Origin of the sequence: Bradyrhizobium sp. CCBAU 11434, assembly GCF_028128895.1 — a bacterium.
GTDB classification, from domain to species: Bacteria; Pseudomonadota; Alphaproteobacteria; order Rhizobiales; family Xanthobacteraceae; genus Bradyrhizobium; species Bradyrhizobium zhengyangense.
The window spans coordinates 1-18079 of record NZ_LBJX01000098.1 but is presented as its reverse complement, the minus strand read 5'-3'; the positions used below and the strand labels follow the sequence as shown (position 1 = coordinate 18079).

Below are 18079 nucleotides of genomic sequence, written 5' to 3'. Positions count from 1 at the left end.
GGAAGCCCTTTGTTACAAATGATTTCCAGCTGGCGATTTTGATCCAGATCAAGGAGTTACATCTTCGTAAGAGTGGCCTCTCTGTCCAAGTTGTAAGTTGCACACTGGCTTCGCGACGCTCATCTTCAGGGTATCCTTCCAGAGGAGGTTCGGATGAGGAAGTTCACCATCGCCGCCATCGCCGTGCTCAGCATCGCCGGCTCCGGCGCGGTCTATGCCCAATTTCATCGCCCGTGGATGGAGCACTTCCACCACATGCGAATGAACCCGGAAGATCGCGCCGCCTTGGTCGATGCGCGGATCGCTGCCGTCCATGCCGGGCTGAAGCTCAACGCCGATCAGGAGAAGCTGTGGCCGCCGGTTGAGGCCGCCGTGCGCGACTTCGCCAAGCTGCGCATCGACCGCGCCAATGCGCGGATGAACGCCGGTCCAGGAGACTCGAACAGGGACGCCGACAAGCCGGACGATCCGGTCGCCCGCCTGCGTCAGCGCGCCGAGGACATGGGCGCGAGCTCGGCAGCCCTGAAGAAGATCGCCGATGCCGCCGATCCGCTTTACAAGACCCTCGATGACGGCCAGAAGCGGCGCCTTGCCCTGCTGACCCGCCACCGCGGCCCGTTCGGCGGCGGTGAAGACGGCCCGCCCCACCACTTCATGGAGCGCGGCATGGGTCGCATGATGGACCGCGGCATGGACCACATGCGCGGCGGCGATCGGGACGGCGGCGGAGACCGGGAAGGCCGGCTCTGAGCGCACCCGGATTTCCCCGGGATCAACCTCCGCGAAGCCGCTGGAATCCAGCGGCTTTTCGCATTTCAGGGGGCTGTGGAAGAACCTTGGAAAACATGCGTCACATCGCTTGCCAGACCCGGATCGCTTTGCTAAACGACCGGCCTCGCAAGGCATTGACCGCCTTTCGGGCGCATAGCTCAGTTGGTAGAGCAGCTGACTCTTAATCAGCGGGTCCCAGGTTCGAGCCCTGGTGCGCCCACCATATAAATCAAGCACTTAGTAGAACGTCGATCGCACAGACCGGAACTGTTTTACAGGTCATTTTACAGTTTTGTTCTCCCTTCGAGCTTCAGCACGGCCGCTTCGGCGAGCTGAATGTCGCGGCCGAGGTAATGCGCGTCGAGAATAGCTTCGACGTCTCGCAGACTATGACCGGTGAAGGTCGCAATCTGCGGCACCGTTGCGCCGGCGATTGCAAGCCGCACCACGGCCGTGCCTCTCAGATCGTGGAACGTCAGGTCCTCAATGCCGGCGCGGTCCGACAGCTTGCCCCACGACGACCTAAACCCATCAGAGGTCCACGGGCGACCCAAGGAGTTGGTGAGGATCACCGGGCCGCGGCGCTCGGTTATGTCCAGCACCGTCTTCAGCGGCGCGCCGGCAGGCATCACGATCCGGCGGCCCGTCTTCGACTGCTTAAGTCGGATGTGGGTGCCATCGTAGGCCGACCAGGGAAGGCGGAGAAGGTCGCCCTGGCGCTGGCCGGTCCAGATCGCCAGCATCAAGGCGAGCTGAATCTCCTTCGGCGCGATGGACAGCAGAGCTGCGATATCCTCCTCCGACCAAATCTTGTCTCGGCGACTGCCAGAATAAAGGCGGCCACCGCGCTCGCACGGGTTGGTCGCGATGATCCCACGGTCCTTGGCGAATGACAGAACTCGGGCGAGGACCGTCCAGGCAAAGTCCGCCTTCCGTGGTGTGTTGCCGAACCGGTCGCGCCACCCTTTGAACTCGCCGCGAACCCGACGGTCGGCCAACGCCGCCAGCCGCGCGCAACCGGCGATTCCGTGGTTGGCATTGAGAAATGACATCAGCCCATCGGGTTGGACTTCTTGATCGAACGCCCACTCCAATGCCCGGCCCCACCTGCTTCGGCTGCGCAACGGGGTCTTGGGATCAGCGCTCGCATCGATGATGGTTCTCAACCTGGATATCGTCCCAAGTGTTGGGCGCTCCTTTCAGCCGAGGGAGCGGACCGTCGGTCTCACCGCGCGGCACCGCGTCCTCATCGTCCGCGATCTCGACAATGACTTCGCTGTAAACATCTTGTTTTATCTCTGGCACCGCCAGGGCGCCGGTCGTCGCCTGGCTTCCAATCGGTAGGGATTTTGCCAGGCTGATCAGCTCGGCCGATCTGAGCTCAAACACATATAGCTTCAGGTCCGCCGCACGCTTGATCAACTGATCCTCATTTGGATCATGGAATCTCGCACCGCGCGGCTTGCGATCTTCGTCGAACCCGAGGACCACGAAAACCTTGGGACGGCCTTTAGGGACCGACCGGATCGATACGCGTGGACTCGCCTTCGCTGCGGCAATCGACGGTGTCGTTGCGGACGCTAGCTCGTCGTAGAGGCTCCGAGGAATTGACGGCAGGAACGCCTTTCCCTGAGCGTGAAGGCGGCCTACTGGGATCCTCGTGGCGATCTCGATGAGCTTGGGTCGGTTGACGTTGCAGAACGTCAGCTTGAGGGCTCTCGCGGCCTTCTTGGCCACGCTCCCGTCCTTCCCCGGAAATCGGCCTGCCTTTGGCTTGCCCGTTGCATCGAGCCCGAACACGATTACCGCTGGGATCGAAGAAGTCTTGGCCTTCGAAGTTTTGAGCTTAGCCATGGCGGCCTCCCTGAAAAGCAGAAGGGGCCCGATGCGGGCCCCTTGCTGAAAAGATTGATCTGTTCTGAACCCGGGGTGGCCCGGAAAGTCTAAAGCTTGGCATTTGTCCGCTCCTCTTTCTAAACGAGGCAAATCAACTTGCCTCGCCAAGTATACTCGATGAAATGACGTAATTTGTCAATTAAATCAATACTTTATATGGCAAAATATGACGGTCGAAGAGCCGACGTTACTTAGATTTCAGCGCTATTTTGCTGCAAGAATTGAAAATTATACATGAACTCTGTTCGCAAGACTTGCGATCATCAATATTGTTGCCGTTGCAGACGTCTAGCTCGCCGGCGGCGCAGTAACGCCAAAGAGCATGCTGAATAAAACGCGGAAAATCGGCCGGAAAACCAGAATCGAACTGCCGCGCGTCGATCTCTGTCGAGACAAATCGCAAGATATCGGCGCAGCCGTTCTCGCCGTAGCAGCGCGGGCCATAGGGATGATCGGCGCCAAATCTCGCCAAGATGCCAGTGCGAGCAAGGAAGTTATGGATGAGCCGGTCGATCACGATCATACGGCTGCCGACCTTGAACCAGGCAGGTCGCCGCTTCCGGTCTGCCATGAGAACGGAGGAAAGCGTCATCGTGAGGACTTTGTCCGAAACGCCGAAAATGTGGCGCATCGGGCCGACTACCGACTCTTGGGCGGATAAGTTGGCAGCCGCCGCAGTTGAGAGTTGACCATCAATCCAGTGGAAGAGATCAGCTTTGGCGACGTCTCTCACAAAAAAGAACAAGCTGAAAGCAGTCTGGTTGAGGCGGCCATTTCTGAGCGGATATTTGGGCAGGGGACATCGGCGAACCTGGCGAGGATGACTGCAGGTGCGCCGGGTCTTGTCGTATCGGCAGTCCTCGAAAGCCCAGTAGCTGTCCAAGAGGGGGCAAGCCGGAACCGACGCAAGTTGAGCTTTGAGCTCGCGCCAGGTTACGCTGCCATGCGTCTCGAGGTAAGACGCGGCGACCTTGTCGGAGATGCCTTGGAAGTTAAAGGTCTCGACCGTCCAATCAAAAAGGGCCGGTGAGTCCTCGGAGCGCACGATGCCTCGGAGCCTAAGATCAGGCTTGGCGACGTCTCTCTGACGGAGGCCCGCGGACCGATCCCCATCCCGGACGATGGCCGTAACGAGATCGGTCGCGTACCGGACAGCTCCTGCCGGCAGCCGCGCTGATCCGGTGGACGTCTGCAGAGGATTTCCTAAATCAGCGATATCAGCCTCCTTTGGACGTCGCTGTCCCCATCGATGTACCGCTGAGTGGTCTGGATCGATGCATGACCAGCCAGAAGCTGAACATCTCTGAGAGAGCCCCCAGCCTTGTGAACCAATCGTGCGGCGCGTGTAATGAAGGTTCGCCGCCCGGAGTGCGACGAGCATCCGTCGAGGCCGGTGGCACGAAAAGCTCGATTGAACCAGACCACGACACTTAATGGCGTCATCGCGCCGCCGCGTTCAGATCGGATAACTGGTCCTTCTCCTTGGGACTTAAGTCGCCAAGCGATTAGCGCATTGCGCAGATCCGACTGAAGCGGGATACGACGGCCGTGGCGCTTCTTTGCCGCGGCGTCTCGCAGCTCGATCACCGTGCCGATCTGACCTTCGGCAGTCTCGATCATATCCCAGGTGAGTTTGGCGATTTCGGCCGCGCGCAAGCCTGCCTTCAATGACAGCAGTACGACCACGCGATTTCTATCCGGGTGTCTCGTCGTTTCGGCGAAGAGCATCAAGTCTCGCGCCGCTTGAGCAGAGAGAATCTTGGCTTGCTTGCCTGCCATCTCGATCAAACCGACTATCGAGATTCTAAGCGATCGGCCGTTCAGTGCAACAGAATAAAAGCTTATCAGTTCAGGCTTGGCTGCACGTCCGACTGACAAGGAAATGAGAGTTTGCTTATCAGTGCTATCGGGTTGTCGGCAATGGCGGCAGCTTGGACACGGAAGCGCAACGCGGGAATCGCTAAATTGGAGATGCAGGCACCCGAGGGGTAAGGATACTCGCAGAACTGAATACCGTTCATCGAAGCCTCTTCGCGGTTCACGCCGTGGCCTTGGACACACATTCCATGAGTCCTTTTGTTAGCAACATTCTATTCCTGCAAGGGGGGCTCTGGAACGCTGCCAATGGTGGACTAGGCGAGCTTAGCAAGATACCTTAATGCCCACTCTGAACTTAGCTGAATCTTCGAGTCATCGCTATCACGTCGGTTCCTGCAGTCGCTTGGATTTCTACTCCGGACGCATCCGTTCTCTCTAGGACAAATCAATCGCCGCCAGGACGAAGTCCTACTATTCGACTGTGAGCGAGGACCGTGCGTAAACGAGCTTGAAAGGGCGTGTATGGCTGCACAGGGGCAATGCCGACTCTGCCTGCAGGAGCGAGAACTCCGGAGCAGCCACCTGATTCCCAAATCTATGTATAGACTCCTGCGGAACGATGGGTTCTCGAATCCGAATCCATTCATTCACGGCGCGGAGCGCAGTCTTCAGACATCGAAGCAGGCACAACAGCATCTACTGTGCTCTGATTGCGAGCAACGGTTTAGCAAGCGGGGCGAAGCTTGGGTCATGTCGCACTGCTGGCGATCAGTCGGCGAATTCCGCATCCAGCAGATACTCTTCAAATCCAATCCGATCATTGCGAATGACACACTCAAGATCTACGCCGGTTCAGCTATACCCAAGCTTGACATGGACAAGCTCGTATATTTCGGCGCGAGCGTGTTCTGGCGTGCGGCGGTGTGTGAATGGAGCCTCTCGTCGGAACGCATAAATATTCAGCTCGGTGGCTACCGCGAGGAACTTCGCCGTTACCTGTTGGACGAGGCTATGTTCCCACGCAATGTCGTTTTGCACATCGGTGTGTCCGCACTATCGGGGACGCTCGACGCATGCTTGTTTCCAAAGAGTTCGCGGACAAAAACGGGCATCCACCGTCATCGATTTATCATACCGGGCATGTACTTCACGATGCTTGCGGGATCAAAGATCTCTGACAACGAGCGCTTCCTTTGCGCGGCACAGTCTTCCGGCCGACACATTAGTATCTGGCATCAGAGTGACCGAGAATTCCTTGCGGGAAGTATGAAGAAGATTTTCGCACGATAAAACATTAAGGTGTCGGGCTCGTCTAATCACCTCGGTTCGCGACCGTCGGCAACGGGTAGAAAAGAGTTGCGCGTGTCTGGATTATAGGTTCGGTTGAAGGCGTGTTCCCAGTCAAATAGCGGCATATCGGCGGCTGTTTGGCAGCATAGCGTGCTCAAGGTCGCTGCGAAACCAGCAGGAGACAAGCACGCTGGCATACTGCCTAATACCTGCGATCGCTATGTGGTAGGCTTCTATTGCAGATGTTCCTCTCAACATGAGCTGAGCTGCCACTGAACTTTCATCCAGCGGTGGTTAGAGCCTCGGGGTTTTGTACGCCAAGTGGCGCGGGTGGAGCAACGGACGATCGGCGGAGCTGGTCGGGGTTGCGCAGCCGGTCGTCCGTTGCGGTGAGGTGGGCGGCATAGGCCGCGGGAGTCAGGTATTTCAGCGACGAGTGAGGCCGCTGGAGATTGTAGTCGGCAACCCAGTTGGCGATCTTGGCGCGGGCATCGTCGAGATCGAAGAACAGGGTCTCGTTGAGCAGTTCGTCGCGCATCCGGCCGTTGAAGCTCTCGACAAAGCCGCTCTGCATCGGCTTTCCCGGGGCGATGAAGTTCCAGTCAATGGCTGTGTCCTTGCACCAAGCGAGCATGACGTTGCAGGTGAACTCGGTGCCATGGTCGGACACGATCATTCCTGGCTTGCCACGCCGCTCGACGATCGCCGTCAGTTCGCGGGCCACGCGCCGCCCCGAGATCGACGTATCCGGAATGGCGCCCAGGCATTCCTTGGTCACGTCGTCGACGATGTTGAGGATGCGGAAGCGTCGGCCGTTGGCGAACTGGTCGTGCACGAAGTCCAGTGACCAACGCGCATTGGGCTTGGCCTCCACCAAGATCGGGGCACGGGTCCCCACGGCCTTGCGACGAGCCCGCCGCTTGCGGACGATGAGCCCTTCCTCACAATAAAGCCGGTAGATCCGGTTGATCCCCGAGGGCTCTCCCTCCCGCCGCAGCAGGACGAACAGCCGACGGTAGCCGAAACGCCGCCGCTCGTTGGCGAGGTCACGCAGCCGGCCGCGTAGAGCCGCGTCCGGTGGACGGCTGGAGCGATAGCGGATCATCTTCCGATCCGCGCCCACGATCGAGCAGGCCCGCCGTTCCGACAGGCTCATGACGGCCTGCAGATGCGCGACAGCAGCGCGCTTGGCGGCGGGCCCTACCATTTTTTTGAAAGGAGCTCGCGAAGCGCGGCCGCATCAAGCATCTGCTCGGCCAGAAGCTTCTTCAGCTTCGCGTTCTCCTCCTCCAGGGCCTTCAATCGCTTCGCCTCAGAGACGTCCATGCCGCCGAATTTGGACTTCCAATTGTAGATCGTCGCTTCTGAGATCCCGTGCTTGCGAGCCAAGTCGGCCGTCTTCGCCCCGGCCTCATGCTCCTTCAGCAACGCGATAATCTGCTCTTCCGTGAACCTTGCTCGCTTCATCTGTCCGTCCTTCTTCGGGGCGGACTCTAACTCCTTCTGGAGGAAATACTCAGTGGCAGGTCAGAGCAAGGAAGAGCTAAAGTATCCACGCTCACTGCTGGTAAAAGCGGCAGCGTTGAATGTCGCCAGTGTTTGTTTTGGGGAAGCGGGGAAAATCTATAATCCCACTGGTCGGATGCGCCGTCTTGCCCCCGTTTTCCGTTGCATTGTTGTCGGATTGATATCTTGGAAATAGCGATCCGTCCATTTTATCCGATGCAGGGACCTAGCGGGTAGAATTTGTAGCCCGTTCAAGTAGTGACGCCCCTTCTCGATGAATCCAATAATCTGCGCATGACTACCCTTGTTAAGTGCAGCAACTTGCGGCATCCCCCCAGAATACTGATCTTCGTTCGAGAACAGCGAATCGCAGAAGCCCGAAAAGATGGCGCTGCCTCGATTCCCCACGTCGGAATTTACCCAGCGATCAATGTATTTCCGTGCGAAAGGCTTTCCGCTTCCGATAAGCGAGACTACGCCGGTAGTCATTGGAACTTCGAGCGACTTGCTGTGCCACCTCCGAGCCTTGACCGCATAAGAAATCTCCCAGCCGTAAAATTCTCTTGATTCCTCTTCGCCGGCTCTCATTAAGTGCAGGATTGAGAAGTCTTGATCCGGAGTTCCGTTCCTTCGAGTGAATGATGTTTTTAACGCCTCGCAAATGACATCTTGCTTTTCTTGAGCATCCGCAGTGCTTCGAAACAGAACGCCGTTATCAATCGCCGAAACAATCTGTGCAAGCACAAGGCTTGGGAAGACAACGTCGCCGCAGTAGCCAAACATGTGAGATTCTATTCGACACGCAAATACTTTCCGAGCTCCGTCCCAATGGCTCTTATGACCAAGCCATGTAATCCTGCTGTCGCTAGCAATGTAAATTGAGTTCGGACGACGAGCATCTCCAGCTCGGTACGTTACCCAAGACAGTACCGTTGTCATTCAATCCTCCTTCGCAATTTGCAAGTCACTGTCAGGAAAATTTTACCTTTGAGCAGATCGCGGCTGTCGAGCCATCCGTTGCGTCCTCAACACCTAACGCTGTCGTACAATCTCACGCCTGAAGGTCGTCGCAGAACGCTAGATTACTTCTCAAAATGGAGGCAGGCCACTGATAAGGAAATTAAGAAAAGTTAGTCAGTTGGAGTTATCCATTCGAGCTGATGCAGGTTGACGAGCCAAAGAACGGGAGCAGATCGCCATAGCCCCAAACCAGAGTTCCACCGGCCCCCAAAAACGGAAGCAGAAAGGCCGGGTTGTAAAACCAGAATTGCAGGACTGAACCGCCGCTGAGATTGGCGGTGCTCGGTTCGTGCCATTCAAGAACAGCATAGAGCGCGGCGGCGGCTAACACGACAATCGCGCCGCCTCTCTGGAAGTTTACGCTGGAATGTGTGATCGAAGCCCAATACCAATGTCCGGCCAGAGAGGACGCTGGTCCACAACGCTAGACGGGGAGCAAAGTATCTTACCGCCTTCCGTTTCATATACGGCACCGTGTCGGAACGTTGCCATTCGCGAACAGCTTGCCATGCCTGTTTGAAACTAAACTCTCCGTCGTGGGGTAGCTTCGGTCTGTTGCCCTGCATTACTTCATTCTCTCGCAATAGGGTTCATACACAAGGGGTCTGGCTGCGCCGCAATTTGGTAGGTCCGGTGAACTCGACCTATAAAATTCTTTCTTCGTATGACACTAGGAAATAGCAAGCGCAAGAAACCCCAATATACTCGGCGCGTTGCCCGGCCGTTGGCTCGCGCTGAAAAGCATCGGCAATGAGCCTTGCGACGCACCCTCCTGGTGCACGTTCCGGGCCAACCCGACACGCAGCTGCAAAGGTGCCGGCCCTAGACGTAGCGCCGGGCCATTCGCTTAATGACGTCGCACATCTTGCGTTGCCTCATATGGCGCGCTGCGCGTCGTTTGCGGCGCGAATAACGCCTTGCCATGCAGTTGCCCGGCTTCACGCCCCAGACCTTCGCAGCCCTCATGCAGACGACCATCCTCTCGTCGCGCTCCGCTTGAGGAAAAAGGGTCGACTGAGCCCAATCGAGCATCGCCCGGCTTGAGGGAAGGGCCGCCAGGACATGATGGTCAGTGAAGGTTCGGGAAGGATAGGCGTCGATATTGGCGATCGCGACGTTGTCGTTAACGGCGGTTGCTTCGCCAAGCCACGCCAGACGCTGCCTGCGCCATTTTGCGGCCTCAGGATGATCTTCGGTGAAGGCGGGCCGTCCGTCATGGAAATCCTTAAGTGCCCCTGAAGTAACAGCTGGATAGCACAATGATTGAATCGTGACTTTTGTACCGGGGACCGCGCTCTTTGTGAGCAATAGATCGGCCAAGAGGTTGGTGATAAGCTGAGGGATGAGGTGAACGACGCCGTCCTCGCACTGAGTACGGGCGCGAACCGCCGTCATGCTGGCTGACACAGGACAGCTCGACGGTTGGCCCCGAGCACCTTCGCCCAGCTGCTACGGCGATCGCTCAGGCCGCAATTCCTTGCTCGGTTCGGGCTGGCCGGACGCGGGGAGTGGAAATCAAGCCTTGGGGCCTTCGCTAACCGTGGCCTGCGCGGATCGCCGTTTAAAGATCATCTTAGCCGGAGTGTCTGCCGCGAGTTCGAACGGCGCCCACGTCATGTCTTCGACGAGCCGGTCCCGTCCGCAGATCATGTGCCGGACCTTTGGAAAATGCGCGAATTGGCCCGCGACATTGCGGTTGAAGCCGTGCGCCAGCTCGATCGGCATCTCCCCGTTCACGAAGGCTCCGTCGAAGTCGCCGACGACAACCTGGATCAGCGTGTGCGGGTCGACCGCCAGCACGCGCTGGAACGGCACCATGCCCGGGAGGGGCAAATGCATCGCGGCATGTGCAGGAGCAGGTGCGGGCAGTACGGGCGTGGTCGAAGTCCGGAGCGGGATCGGCGACCGTGCCACCTGGATCAACGAACGGTCATAATCGTCTGCAAACGAGCGCAGGGCCATCGCGTTGAACATGAGCTTCGCAACTTCTGGGTTGGCGCGCAGGGTCGCGTACATCTCCCGCTCGTCCTGGGTGAACTCCATCTCGGAAGAAGCATCGGCCGCCATCGCGGCGAGCTCTGCGCTTGTTTGAAGATAGTGGGGTGTGCGGGCCTCGAGATGCCGAACGAGCGAATAGAGAATAGGCCGGTCGGTCTGGTCGAGGTCGGCGGAACGTCCAGCGACAATCTTGGCCCAGGTGTCGCTCCGACTGATCGGCGTCTCGACCGTCCGGTTGATATCCGTCTCGACCGAAATCGGGCGATTGCCCTGCATATGTACATAAAAGTCACGCTCGTACCCGATGCTCTTGATCGAACGCTCCATCCACACGGCGACGGCTCCCTCCTTAGCCAGGGTGGTTACCTTGGTGTGAGCCTCGTCAATGGCGAAGTTGCGGAGGAAAAATTGTGGAACGACGTGATGATCGCGTGGATCGTCCATCGGAAAATGCTCCCTTCGCCTTCGATAGGACTGTGAATCGGCGCGATGCAATGTCCCCGCTCAGGTCAAGTTGTCAACGGGGTGCTACGCCGATCGGCGTCGAGACCCCACGCCAATTCCCACGAGCTAGCCCTTCAGGAATCTCGCGTATGCCCGCACGTCGATCATCGGGACGGTCGCGGACGTCTGCAGTCTCGCGATCAATTCCAGCAGGAAGGCTGTTGCGGCGCGCTTGTCGGCTTCGAGGACGTTCCCGTCGTCCTGCCTCATGAAGATGCCGTGGGCCGCCACGCATCCAAGGTCGAGCGATGCCGTCGCCTCAGCTGTCGCCAGCGCTTTCAGCAACGGGGCGCCCATCGGCGGATTCCACTCGCTTTCGAATGTCAGAAGCCCGCCAATGATGTGCCCGGGCGGCTTGGCAGGCTGCACACCGGCCGCAGACGGTATGGGTAGGCTGGTGCGATACAGAGAGCGCACGCTCGCGATCTTCTTGGCGGCATACTCGACCTGATCGGCATCGATGGATTGCTTGGCTTCAAAGACGGCGTACACGCTTTCAGCCGGGATCACTAATGTGCCGTCCTGCTTGAAGATCAGCGGCGTATATTGGCGATCATAGACGACAATGTCGATCTGCTGGCTGGTCGTATCGGTGCTGTCGATCACAAACGCCCTGTCGACGCGATACCGTTCCGGCAGATAGTTCTTGAGCAGCTCGATCCAAATGCCTTCAGTGGCATCGCCCTTTGCCACCGGATGGCCGATTGCCGCCCGGCTGCGTTCAAGGCGTAGCGAGATCTCGCCGTGAAGCCCGGCCAGAAGGGTCTCGAGCGACCAGCCGCTCATACGACAATGTCTCGCCAATAAGGCGCGGCGAGCGCAGCCGCGGCGGCCTTCTTGATCGCCTGCTTCTCGGCGGCAGTGAGATCGTCCGAGATAGTGTTGTTGGTGTTGGCAGGATCGACGAATCTTGCCGTGGCGATATTGTCGCGCAGATAGGCGAATACGGTGCGCATGTTGTCGCCGAGCGGCGTCAGCCATGCAGTTTCGAGTGCCCTAATGACCGCAAGTTCAAGACAGAACGACGGAAACTCCAGGCCCTTCTGCGTCCGCCAGAGCTTGATCAGCCGGATTTCGGCCTGCCGCCCGGAGTTTTTCACCTTCGTGATGTGCTGCGAGATGTCGGTCTTGGTCCAAGTGTCGCCGCGTCGCTTGTACAGGCTGTAGTCATTGAACAGCCAGTTCTGGCGCTTGCCCGGCACCAGATCGACCGAATAGCCGTGAACCTTGATCCCAATGGAGACGTTCTGGAGGCGCGGCTGGTAACCCGCCGCTTTGAGCGCAACGACCAGCGTCTTGTGAATATCGGACAGGGTTTCAGGGGTCTCGGGGGACAACGCGATGAACAGGTCGAGATCGGTGCCACTGTGGTTGGCGGTACCCTTGGCGTAGGAGCCGCTTGCCGTGACGTCTTGGAGGAATCGGCCCGCCCATTGCTCGATCACCGGCCTGATCGCGCCCGGCACAAAGAAGGCGGGCGAGGCGAGACCGGTGGCTACCTGCTCGCGCAGCAGAATGGCGTTCAGGTAGTCCTGTTCGGACATCATGCGCCAACCTTGAGGATTAGTGTAGCCGTAGAGATCGAGCGCATTCATCAAGGTATGCCTCTAAGAAAAGACCCGGACACCGGCCCGGATCGTGCCGGCACGGCCGCCCAGGTCGATGGCTACATGCCAATGACCCGACTGCGGCACCCGCAACCTGATCGGTGACCGGCGCGCCTCACCGCCGAAGAACTGGTGCTGTCCGCCCTGGCGGCAGCTCTGGAAGTTGCCAGCGTCCATCAGCCGCACGTTGGCGGCGTGATCGAGGCTGACCTCGACCACTGCGCCGCTGTTGAGAAAGCCCAGGTCGTTGTGAAGAAAGTTCATCGTTACTTGTCCTTCACAGTGGTGTTGGCGTGGGACTGGCCGCGCTTGGTGGTGACGTAACGGCCGGAGATCGCACTGCGGTAGTGCGGCCCGCTGGAGCCGTGCTTGCCGGCCGCCTCGTGGACCGTTGTGCTCGGGTGGCTGCGACCATACTTGGGGGTCACGTACTGCCCGGTGGTTGCGCTACGGTAAGGACCGCTGCCCTTGGACGATTTCGACATAAGTCACTCCTTTCCGATCCCCGACCCATGTCGACGATTCTGTACAATTATATCTGTACGATTTGCCCGTCGTCAATGGCCGTGGTACAAAATCGTCAGATCAACGGCGCGGCCCCAAAAGTCCGCGCCGTTGAGATTCGACAGAGGATGTGGATGTCACTGGCTTCAAAAATAAAAGAACTGCGCGTCAAAAAGAAAAAGTCGCTCCAGGACGTCGCCGACGAGGTTGGAGCCTCCAAGGCTCACATTTGGGATTTAGAGACCGGAAAGAGCAGCAATCCTTCCATCGAACTTCTCACCAAGTTGGCGAAATGCTTTGGCGTCAGCGTAGCGGAAATGATTGGCGAAAACCCTGCCGCCAAGGATGTCGATCCTCAGGTCGTCGCGATGTACCGGGAGCTGAAAGAGCTAAGTCCCGCCGACCGGCAGGCCATTCAGGTGATGATGGACCACCTAAAAACCAGGAAGCCGAAAGGATAGTCATGAAGATCACACGGATAGATTTGGCTGACACGGGCTCGCCGATGGGCCTCGCCACCAAGATTCTATCCGTTGAAAAAGACATTCCGATCCCGATGCCGATCGAGGAACTGGCCCGTCAACTGGACGTCGAGAAGATCGCGCCGTTGACCACGGTCGGGTTCGAAGGCGGGCTCTTGACGGATGAAGATCGCTCGACTGGCATCATCCTGGTCAATCAAGCGGCCCCGGAGGGGCGCCGCAGGTTCACCATCGGCCATGAGCTGGGGCATTTCCTAATCGCGACCCACAAGCCTGTCGAAACCGGCAAATTCTTATGCTCACGCGCCGACATGACCAATTGGTCGCTGGACCAGACGAACCGCTATGCGCGCATGGAAGCAGAAGCAAACGAGTTCTCCGGGCTCATCCTGATTCCGCCACCCATACTGCGGAAGTTCATTCCCAAAGGAGACCCAACGCTCGAACACGTGCCCATGATCGCGCAGCATTTCAATGTGAGCAAAGAAGCCGCCGCGCGTGCTTACGCTAGGTATCATCCCCAAGAAATCGCTGTCGTGGTGATCGAGGACGGCATCGTTAAGCGCGCGCATAAGCGGCCTACCTTCCCGTGGATATCGGTCCCCTACGGCAAGCCGGTCCCGAGAACGTCGATCTTCCGTGCAAAGGATCAGCGTCCACGGGTCGCAAGTGAACTTTCGGCGATCAGCCCGGAGCAATGGGTAGATCTGAAGCCCGGCCAGCGCGCCGAGCTTTTTGAGCAAATGTATCCTCAGCAAGACGGTTACGCGCTGTTGATGCTCTGGCTTGAGGTTGAGGAGGCCGAAGAGGCAGATGACGACCGGACGTCGGCGCAGCGCTTCAAAGATCAGCAGGCACGTTGGCGTTAGCCGTCGAGACCCCCGTCCTGAAACCGCTGATTAGCGTCGAGAAGTGGAGAATTTCCTCTAGCAAGTTGCGCAAAACCGCAGCTTCCGGCTTGACCCTCCAAAATGCTTTGTTCTAATTTTGTTCTCATGGCGACAGGGCGATTCCGCGCCGTAATTGAACACAACTGCAGCCGCCCCGATCCGGACAGGAGCCATGCACGAGATCATCTGTCCCCATTGCGATAAGGCCTTCAAGGTCGATGAGTCCGGCTACGCGGATATCTTGAAGCAGGTCCGCGACGCCGATTTCGCCCAACAACTCCACAAACGATTAGAGTTGGCCGAGCGTGACAAGCAGAGCACCGTGGAATTGGCGAAGGCCCAGGTCCGCAACGATCTGCAGAAGACTGCGGCCGCCAAGGATGCCGAGATCCTGGAGTTGAAGTCCAAGCTTGAGGGAAGCGAGGTCGCCCGGAAACTCGCCGTCAGCGAGGCGCTCAGCACAGTAGAAAAAGAGCGTGACCGGTTGGCAAACGCGCTGGCCGAGTCCGAGCGCGACAAGAAAGCGGCCTCGGAGCTTGCCGATGCCCTGTTGGCCGGCGAGCTGCACAAGGCCTCTGCTGCCAAGGAAAAGGAAATTCAGGAGCTGAAGGCCAAGTTGCAGGCTGTTGAGCTTGAGAAGAAACTCGCCGTGACCGAGGCGGTCGGTGCCATCGAAAAGGAGCGCGATGAGCTGAAGAACGGCATGAAGCAGGTCCAGCTTGAAAAGCAGCTCTCCGAGCAGTCGCTGAAAGACAAGTACGAAACGCAGATCAAGGATCGCGACGACGCGATCGAGCGCCTGAAAGACATGAAGGCCCGCCTCTCGACGAAGATGGTTGGCGAGACCCTCGAACAGCACTGTGAGACCGAGTTCAACCGGGTGCGCGCGATGGCCTTTCCGCGAGCGTACTTCGAGAAGGACAATGACGCGCGGACCGGCAGCAAGGGCGACTATATCTTCCGCGACTCGGACGACGCCGGCACCGAGATCATCTCGATCATGTTCGAGATGAAGAACGAAAGCGACAAAACCGCCACGAAGAGCAAGAACGAGGACTTCCTCAAGGAGCTTGACCGGGACCGGACGGAGAAGGGCTGCGAGTATGCCATCCTGGTCTCCTTGCTTGAGCCGGACAACGAACTCTACAACGCCGGCATTGTCGACGTCTTCCACCGGTATACGAAAATGTATGTGATCCGGCCGCAGTTCTTCCTGCCAATGATTACGCTCTTGCGGAATGCCGCGATCAACTCGCTGAAGTACAAGACTGAGCTGGCGCTGGTGAAGGCGCAGAACATCGACATCACCCAGTTTGAAAACCAGCTGGAGACCTTTAAGACGGCGTTCTCGAAGAACTACGATCTAGCTTCTAGGAATTTTCAGACCGCAATCACCGAGATCGACAAGTCCATTGATCATCTGCAGAAGACCAAAGATGCGCTGATCGGCGCGGACCGCAACCTGCGCCTCGCGAACGACAAGGCGCAGGACGTGACGATCAAGAAGTTGACTCGCTCCAATCCGACGATGGCAGCGAAGTTTGCGGAGCTCAAAAGCCATGTCGCTGAAGCAGCGGAGTGATTTCTAGCCAGGTCAGGCAGAAACTACCGTGACGTCAGATTGTGGGTGACCAATAGATGGTCGCAACGGGCCTGTTATTGCGCTGATAAGGTTTCTAACAAAGCGGAGTCAGTCTGCGGACTGATAAGGAAAATAGTGAAAGCTTATCGGTGGAGTGCCAGACGGAGATGAGAGGGCTGCTTTACAACGCTTTATTGGCAGAATTTGAATCGGCAATGCGCGCGGAGGCGTCAGGTGCTGAGGGTTATGGGCTGCTGTCTTCAACGCACACGGCTGCATAGATCGCCGACAGATGACGTCAGCGTAGCGTGGGCGGCAGCCGATCGCCGTGTTGCCTCGCGAGCATCCATTGTGGGTATTCCGCCGAGAGGGCGCTCGCCTGGTCCAGAACGGCAGTTTCATCTGCGGAGAGCTGAATATCGACAGCAGCAAGATTGTCGTCGAGTTGCTCGGTCGACTTTGCGCCGATGATCACTGTCGACACGCTCTTCTGGTGCAAGAGCCAGGCGAGGGCAATCCGGGCGACTGAAACGCCACGCGCGGAGGCGATCGGCTTGATCGCATCGATGACGTCGTAGGCGTGCTCCTTGTTCACCGGCGGAAAGTCGAACGACAGGCGCCTTGCGTTATTGGACGCAGCCGCGCCTTCGCGCGTGAACTTACCGGAGAGGAAGCCGCCGGCGAGCGGGGACCAGATCATCAGGCCGAGCTGCTGATCCATCGCCATCGGGATGATTTCGCGCTCGAGATCGCGTCCCGCGATCGTGTAGTAACTCTGAACGGATTCGAAGCGGGCGTAATTGTGCTGGTTGCAGATCCCGAGCGCCTTCATGATCTGCCAGGCCGACATGTTCGAAGCGCCGATGTAGCGGACGAGTCCGCGCGAGACGAGATTGTCCAGCGCGCGCATCGTTTCCTCGATAGGTGTCACGAGATCGGCGCCATGCACCTGGTAGAGATCGATGTAGTCGAGGCCGAGCCGTTTCAGGCTGGCTTCGACCCCGTGCATGATATGGCCACGCGTGAGGCCGACCTGGTTGGGTCCGGGGCCCGTGCGGCCACGCACTTTCGTCGCGATGATGACATCGTCCCGGTTCACTTTGAGACGCGGATCGCTTGCCCGAGAATGCGCTCTGAGTGGCCTTCTGCATAGACGTCGGCAGTGTCGATGAAATTCACGCCGGCGGACAGTGCGCGCTCGACCAGTACGTTTGCGCTTTGCTGATCGACTTCGCCCCAGACCTTCCACCAGCCCTGGCCTCCAAAGGTCGCCGTACCCAGGCAGAGTTCGGAGACATAGAGGCCGGTACGGCCAAACGCACGATATTTCATCGCTCACTCCCTAGGGCAGTTGCCGCTTGGCGCGGCTATGGAATTTCGTTCGTCGTCGAGGCACTCACCATTTGTGACGAAGAAGTTCGTCGACCGTGCGCGCGGTGCGCTCGAAATGCTCTTGCAGGAGCTCGATGGCCGTTTCAGCGTCGCGGTGGAAACGGTCCATACCTCGGGACACGCCGGTCCATCCGACCTGAAGCGCCTTGCCGCCGCCGTGGCGGCGAAGCGCCTGATCCCCATCCATACGTTTGAACGGCTTCGGTTTCCTGAACTTTTTAGCAACGTGGAATTGGCAAATGATGGTGAATGGATTGAAGTCTGAATTGAGTGCAGGCATCCCCGCGCGGGGATTGCAATCGCCTTTTCCAAGATAGGGGGAGGGATGGAGAAGGGGGATTCGACTTGGGACGTGAAGAGCGCTCAGGACTTCTCGAGCCGCCGTAGAGCGGTTGCGTTGCGTGAACCCGCGCGCGGCTCCGCACTTCCTGGGCGCGTGGCGGCACTCAACTGCTTTCGGATTGGCTGGAGGCGGCAGCAAACTCGGCCGTGATCAGGACGTAATTGCCCCTCTCATCAATGACGGACCCGGAAACTGTGGATCGACTCCGAGCTTTGACCCCTATCGGCGCCAAACCGTGACCCCAGCCCACGGCTGATTTCCATCACAGTGTCAGGGACATCGAGCGGCACGGGTGGGGTCAACCTTGGGCTCTGACTCACTTTTGGTGCAGTTGTTTACGCGGCGCCGATGACGCGTGCCTCAAGCAGATCGAGTTTTGCACGCCCGTACATCTGACGCTTCACCAGTTTGAGCTTTGTGATTTGACCTTCGGTCTGACCGTTCGACCATGGTTGGATGATTGCGGCTCGAACGGC

At 58.4% G+C, this 18079-nt stretch carries 19 protein-coding genes, 1 tRNA gene and 1 pseudogene; 7 read left to right on the top strand and 14 right to left on the bottom strand.

Annotated features, from left to right (window positions below):
- Positions 1-153: 153 nt before the first annotated feature.
- Positions 154-750, top strand: coding sequence for a Spy/CpxP family protein refolding chaperone (locus XI06_RS29415; protein WP_237866891.1), 597 nt, complete (start codon positions 154-156; stop codon positions 748-750).
- A gap of 168 nt (positions 751-918) precedes the next feature.
- A tRNA-Lys gene (locus XI06_RS29410) sits at positions 919-994 on the top strand.
- Positions 995-1055: 61 nt separating this feature from the next.
- Here XI06_RS29410 and XI06_RS29405 read toward each other — a convergent pair.
- The 5 genes from XI06_RS29405 to XI06_RS29385 form a co-directional block, all read right to left on the bottom strand.
- Positions 1056-1823: a tyrosine-type recombinase/integrase gene (locus tag XI06_RS29405; RefSeq protein WP_271607072.1), complete on the bottom strand. Its 768-nt coding sequence runs from the start codon at positions 1821-1823 to the stop codon at positions 1056-1058.
- Between the two features lie 85 nt (positions 1824-1908).
- Positions 1909-2625 carry a hypothetical protein gene (locus XI06_RS29400; RefSeq protein ID WP_271607071.1) on the bottom strand — a complete coding sequence of 239 codons (717 nt, stop codon included), beginning with the start codon at positions 2623-2625 and terminating at the stop codon, positions 1909-1911.
- Between the two features lie 229 nt (positions 2626-2854).
- Entirely contained in the window at positions 2855-3712 is an 858-nt protein-coding gene (locus XI06_RS29395) for a hypothetical protein (protein ID WP_237871153.1), read from the bottom strand.
- A 158-nt stretch (positions 3713-3870) separates the two neighbouring features.
- On the bottom strand, positions 3871-4446 hold the full coding sequence (locus XI06_RS29390) for a tyrosine-type recombinase/integrase (protein ID WP_237892166.1): 576 nt from the start codon (positions 4444-4446) through the stop codon (positions 3871-3873).
- 65 nt (positions 4447-4511) lie between these two features.
- Complete coding sequence (locus XI06_RS29385) at positions 4512-4688, bottom strand: hypothetical protein (RefSeq protein WP_237871151.1); 177 nt, start codon at positions 4686-4688, stop codon at positions 4512-4514.
- A gap of 547 nt (positions 4689-5235) precedes the next feature.
- Here XI06_RS29385 and XI06_RS29380 point away from each other — a divergent pair.
- Positions 5236-5775, top strand: a complete 540-nt coding sequence (locus XI06_RS29380) for a hypothetical protein (RefSeq protein ID WP_237871149.1) — start codon at positions 5236-5238, stop codon at positions 5773-5775.
- Between the two features lie 280 nt (positions 5776-6055).
- Here the strand turns inward: XI06_RS29380 and XI06_RS29375 are convergent.
- From XI06_RS29375 to XI06_RS29340, 8 genes are all read right to left on the bottom strand, one after another.
- A protein-coding gene (locus XI06_RS29375) for an IS3 family transposase (protein ID WP_237871147.1) occupies positions 6056-7242 on the bottom strand; the annotation gives its coding sequence in 2 pieces (ribosomal slippage) (positions 6056-6990 and positions 6990-7242; 1188 coding nt in all).
- A 156-nt stretch (positions 7243-7398) separates the two neighbouring features.
- Positions 7399-8220, bottom strand: a complete 822-nt coding sequence (locus tag XI06_RS29370) for a hypothetical protein (protein ID WP_271607070.1) — start codon at positions 8218-8220, stop codon at positions 7399-7401.
- Between the two features lie 903 nt (positions 8221-9123).
- The gene (locus tag XI06_RS29365; protein ID WP_237871144.1) at positions 9124-9708 is read right to left on the bottom strand and encodes a hypothetical protein; all 585 of its coding nucleotides are present in this window, start codon (positions 9706-9708) and stop codon (positions 9124-9126) included.
- A gap of 108 nt (positions 9709-9816) precedes the next feature.
- A complete protein-coding gene (locus XI06_RS29360) occupies positions 9817-10743 on the bottom strand; it encodes a DUF4238 domain-containing protein (protein ID WP_237871142.1) in 927 nt (308 codons plus the stop codon).
- A gap of 126 nt (positions 10744-10869) precedes the next feature.
- Positions 10870-11589 carry a DUF6602 domain-containing protein gene (locus tag XI06_RS29355; protein WP_237871140.1) on the bottom strand — a complete coding sequence of 240 codons (720 nt, stop codon included), beginning with the start codon at positions 11587-11589 and terminating at the stop codon, positions 10870-10872.
- Entirely contained in the window at positions 11586-12398 is an 813-nt protein-coding gene (locus tag XI06_RS29350) for a nucleotidyltransferase domain-containing protein (protein ID WP_237871137.1), read from the bottom strand. Before XI06_RS29350 ends, XI06_RS29355 begins: the two co-directional genes overlap by 4 nt.
- A gap of 12 nt (positions 12399-12410) precedes the next feature.
- Positions 12411-12674 carry a DUF1883 domain-containing protein gene (locus XI06_RS29345; protein ID WP_271607069.1) on the bottom strand — a complete coding sequence of 88 codons (264 nt, stop codon included), beginning with the start codon at positions 12672-12674 and terminating at the stop codon, positions 12411-12413.
- A 2-nt stretch (positions 12675-12676) separates the two neighbouring features.
- Complete coding sequence (locus XI06_RS29340) at positions 12677-12895, bottom strand: hypothetical protein (RefSeq protein WP_237871133.1); 219 nt, start codon at positions 12893-12895, stop codon at positions 12677-12679.
- A gap of 27 nt (positions 12896-12922) precedes the next feature.
- Between XI06_RS29340 and XI06_RS29335 the strand changes: the two genes are divergently transcribed.
- The 3 genes from XI06_RS29335 (at position 12923) to XI06_RS29325 (ending at position 15868) form a co-directional block, all read left to right on the top strand.
- Positions 12923-13375 (top strand): helix-turn-helix domain-containing protein, encoded by a 453-nt coding sequence (locus tag XI06_RS29335; RefSeq protein WP_237871132.1) that lies wholly within the window; start codon positions 12923-12925, stop codon positions 13373-13375.
- A 2-nt stretch (positions 13376-13377) separates the two neighbouring features.
- The gene (locus XI06_RS29330) at positions 13378-14265 is read left to right on the top strand and encodes an ImmA/IrrE family metallo-endopeptidase (RefSeq protein ID WP_237871130.1); all 888 of its coding nucleotides are present in this window, start codon (positions 13378-13380) and stop codon (positions 14263-14265) included.
- A 193-nt stretch (positions 14266-14458) separates the two neighbouring features.
- On the top strand, positions 14459-15868 hold the full coding sequence (locus XI06_RS29325) for a DUF2130 domain-containing protein (RefSeq protein ID WP_237871128.1): 1410 nt from the start codon (positions 14459-14461) through the stop codon (positions 15866-15868).
- Between the two features lie 298 nt (positions 15869-16166).
- On the opposite strand, the pseudogene XI06_RS29320 reads toward XI06_RS29325, so the two are convergent.
- Positions 16167-17200, bottom strand: a pseudogene (locus tag XI06_RS29320) (aldo/keto reductase).
- A 73-nt stretch (positions 17201-17273) separates the two neighbouring features.
- On the opposite strand from XI06_RS29320, the gene XI06_RS29315 reads away from it, so the two are divergent.
- Complete coding sequence (locus XI06_RS29315) at positions 17274-17525, top strand: MBL fold metallo-hydrolase RNA specificity domain-containing protein (RefSeq protein ID WP_237871126.1); 252 nt, start codon at positions 17274-17276, stop codon at positions 17523-17525.
- Positions 17526-18079: the final 554 nt, after the last annotated feature.

What these genes read in the sequence shown, in the direction of transcription:
- XI06_RS29415 (WP_237866891.1), top strand. Translation starts at nt 154, where the DNA reads ATGAGGAAGTTCACCATCGCCGCCATCGCCGTGCTCAGCATCGCCGGC.
- XI06_RS29380 (WP_237871149.1), top strand. Translation starts at nt 5,236, where the DNA reads ATGTCGCACTGCTGGCGATCAGTCGGCGAATTCCGCATCCAGCAGATA.
- XI06_RS29350 (WP_237871137.1), bottom strand. Translation starts at nt 12,398, where the DNA reads ATGAATGCGCTCGATCTCTACGGCTACACTAATCCTCAAGGTTGGCGC.
- XI06_RS29405 (WP_271607072.1), bottom strand. Translation starts at nt 1,823, where the DNA reads ATGTCATTTCTCAATGCCAACCACGGAATCGCCGGTTGCGCGCGGCTG.
- XI06_RS29370 (WP_271607070.1), bottom strand. Translation starts at nt 8,220, where the DNA reads ATGACAACGGTACTGTCTTGGGTAACGTACCGAGCTGGAGATGCTCGT.
- XI06_RS29355 (WP_237871140.1), bottom strand. Translation starts at nt 11,589, where the DNA reads ATGAGCGGCTGGTCGCTCGAGACCCTTCTGGCCGGGCTTCACGGCGAG.
- XI06_RS29340 (WP_237871133.1), bottom strand. Translation starts at nt 12,895, where the DNA reads ATGTCGAAATCGTCCAAGGGCAGCGGTCCTTACCGTAGCGCAACCACC.
- XI06_RS29335 (WP_237871132.1), top strand. Translation starts at nt 12,923, where the DNA reads ATGTCGACGATTCTGTACAATTATATCTGTACGATTTGCCCGTCGTCA.
- XI06_RS29400 (WP_271607071.1), bottom strand. Translation starts at nt 2,625, where the DNA reads ATGGCTAAGCTCAAAACTTCGAAGGCCAAGACTTCTTCGATCCCAGCG.
- XI06_RS29345 (WP_271607069.1), bottom strand. Translation starts at nt 12,674, where the DNA reads ATGAACTTTCTTCACAACGACCTGGGCTTTCTCAACAGCGGCGCAGTG.
- XI06_RS29330 (WP_237871130.1), top strand. Translation starts at nt 13,378, where the DNA reads ATGAAGATCACACGGATAGATTTGGCTGACACGGGCTCGCCGATGGGC.
- XI06_RS29360 (WP_237871142.1), bottom strand. Translation starts at nt 10,743, where the DNA reads ATGGACGATCCACGCGATCATCACGTCGTTCCACAATTTTTCCTCCGC.
- XI06_RS29385 (WP_237871151.1), bottom strand. Translation starts at nt 4,688, where the DNA reads ATGAACGGTATTCAGTTCTGCGAGTATCCTTACCCCTCGGGTGCCTGC.
- XI06_RS29390 (WP_237892166.1), bottom strand. Translation starts at nt 4,446, where the DNA reads ATGGCAGGCAAGCAAGCCAAGATTCTCTCTGCTCAAGCGGCGCGAGAC.
- XI06_RS29325 (WP_237871128.1), top strand. Translation starts at nt 14,459, where the DNA reads ATGCACGAGATCATCTGTCCCCATTGCGATAAGGCCTTCAAGGTCGAT.